Source organism: Actimicrobium sp. GrIS 1.19 (assembly GCF_035984655.1).
Taxonomy (GTDB): Bacteria; Pseudomonadota; Gammaproteobacteria; order Burkholderiales; family Burkholderiaceae_D; genus Actimicrobium.
Window position 1 is genome coordinate 1 of sequence record NZ_JAXCHT010000072.1, and the last position, 2,639, is coordinate 2,639.

Sequence of the window (2,639 nt, forward strand, 5' to 3'; positions counted from 1 at the left end):
TGTTGGCGCCGACCGAAAACTGACCCACTTGTAGGCGTTGTGCCGACTGAAAACTGACCCAGGTGTTCTACTACTCCTGCCTAATTATTAGGCGGGAGAAAAACAGGTGATCACCATGGAAATGTTAGGCAAGGTTCGACGTATGCATTTGCGCGACAAGCTGTCGCTGCACGAGATCTCAAAGCGCACGGGGCTGTCCCGCAACACGCTGCGCAAGTGGCTTCGACAACCGGAGGCCGAAGTGCTCGCACCGCCTCGCTACCGACGTGGCGAGGTGCCCAACAAGCTCACGCCGTTTCACGCCACGCTGGAGTTGGCGCTCAAGGCCGATGCCCACCGTAGCAAGCAGAACCGCCGTACCGGTAAAGCGCTGTTCGTCCAGATCAGGGCCGATGGCTACGCCGGCAGTTACAGCCGCGTCACCGATTTCACGCGCGCGTGGCGCGGGCGCGAGGGCAACGCGCCGCACGCCTTCGTGCCGCTCAGCTTCGAGCAGGGCGAAGCCTTCCAGTTCGACTGGAGCGAGGAAGGCCTGGTCGTCGGCGGCATCTACCGGCGCATGCAGGTGTCCCATCTGAAGCTGTGCGCCAGCCGCGCGTTCTGGCTGGTCGCCTACCCGAGCCAGGGCCACGAAATGCTGTTCGACGCCCACACCCGTTCATTCGCCGCGCTCGGCGGCGTGCCACGGCGCGGCATCTACGACAATATGAAAACGGCCGTCGACAAGGTCAACAAGGGCAAGGGCCGCATCGTCAACGCGCGCTTCGCCGTCATGTGCGCGCACTACCTGTTCGACGCCGACTTCTGCAACGTCGCCTCTGGCTGGGAAAAGGGCGTGGTCGAGAAGAACGTGCAGGACAGCCGGCGGCGCATCTGGATCGACGCGCAAACGCGCCAGTTCGCGTCGTTCGCCGAGCTCAACGTGTGGCTCGCGGCGCGCTGCCGGGCACTCTGGAGCGAGCTGCGCCACCCCGAGTATCCGGCCCTGAGCGTGGCCGACGTGCTTGAACAGGAGCAGTCGCAGATGATGCCGATGCCCACGCCGTTCGACGGCTACGTGGAGAAACCGTCGCGGGTGTCGAGCACCTGCTTGGTGACGGTTGACCGCAACCGCTACTCGGTGCCGTGCGAGCTGGCGGGCCAACTGGTCAGCACGCGGCTCTATCCGGGCCAGGTCTGCATCGTCGCCGGCGATGTGATCGCCGCCAGCCATGAGCGCCTCGCCGATCGCGGCCAGGTGCGCTACGACTGGGAGCACTACATCCCGCTGGTGCAGCGCAAGCCGGGGGCGCTGCGCAACGGCGCTCCGTTCGCCGACATGCCCGTGCCACTGATGCGCTTGAAGCAGGGGCTGATGCGCCACGCGGGCGGCGACAAGGTGATGGCGCAAGTGCTCGCCGCCGTGCCCACTGCGGGCCTGGTCGCGGTGTTGGTGGCCGTTGAACTGGTGGTCGAGTCGGGCGTGCTCAGTGCCGAGCATGTCGAGAACGTCCTGGCCCGGCTCAACGCCGCGCCGGCCCCGGCGTCGGTCGAAACCAGTTTGCAGCTCAAGGAAGCGCCGCTGGCCAACACAGGCCGCTACGACAGCCTGCGCGTGAGCGGCAACGCGGCTGACGTCGTGGAGGCCGGCCATGCGTGACGTGAGCGCCGAACTGAAGGACCTGCGTTTGCATGGCATGGCCAGCGCGTGGGCCGACCTGGCCGAGCAGGACGCGAGCGGGGTCGGTGCGTCGCGCTGGTTGGTCGAGCACCTGCTGCAAGCGGAGAACACCGACCGGGCCATGCGTTCGGTAAGCCACCAGATGTTTGCCGCCAAATTCCCCCTGCATCGCGATCTGGCCGGTTTCAACTTCGACGCTTCCAAGGTCGACCAGCCGCTGGTGCGTCAGCTCGCCATGCTGGAGTTCACCGACACGGCCCAGAACGTCGTGCTCATCGGTGGTCCGGGCACCGGCAAGACCCACCTGGCCACGGCCATCGCGGTGTCGGGCATCGCGGCGAAGGGAAAGCGCGTGCGCTTCTACTCGACGGTCGATCTGGTCAATGTGCTCGAGCGCGAAAAGCGCGACGGCAAGGCTGGCAGACTGGCGCTGTCGTTGCTGCGCATGGACCTGGTCATCCTCGACGAGCTCGGGTATCTGCCGTTCAGCCAAGCCGGCGGCGCCTTGCTGTTCCATTTGCTGTCGAAGCTGTACGAGCACACCAGCGTCGTCATCACGACCAACCTCAGCTTCGCCGAATGGTCGAACGTGTTCGGCGACGCCAAGATGACCACGGCGTTGCTCGACCGTCTCACGCACCACTGCCACATCGTCGAAACGGGCAATGAATCGTACCGTTTCCAGCACAGCAGCTTGGCCGCCAAGGGCAGAATCAAAGCGCGCGAGCAGAAGCGGAAAGGCGGCGACCAGGCGCCCAGCGAGAAGGGAACGTGAACAAGACCCAATAATAGGATAAACCGTTTATACGATTAAATCAGAAAATCAAGACGAAAGGGAAGTCGCTCCGGGCTACGCCCTCCGCGAATTCCCCTTATTTATTTGGTACACTTATCCACAGCTGCTATTCAACAACGCAGCGCCCAGCCCTGGGTCAAATTTCGATCGGCACGGTGGATCAATATTGGGTCGGCGCGAACA

At 64.0% G+C, this 2,639-nt stretch carries 2 protein-coding genes; both read left to right on the forward strand.

The genetic code is table 11. From position 1 onward, the window contains the following. The first annotated feature begins 115 nt into the window (after nucleotides 1-115). Complete coding sequence (gene istA / locus RCH09_RS19505) at nucleotides 116-1,639, forward strand: IS21 family transposase (protein WP_326942804.1); 1,524 nt, start codon at nucleotides 116-118, stop codon at nucleotides 1,637-1,639. Further along, nucleotides 1,632-2,435 (forward strand): IS21-like element helper ATPase IstB, encoded by an 804-nt coding sequence (istB, locus tag RCH09_RS19510; protein WP_326942805.1) that lies wholly within the window; start codon nucleotides 1,632-1,634, stop codon nucleotides 2,433-2,435. Before istA ends, istB begins: the two co-directional genes overlap by 8 nt. Nucleotides 2,436-2,639: the final 204 nt, after the last annotated feature.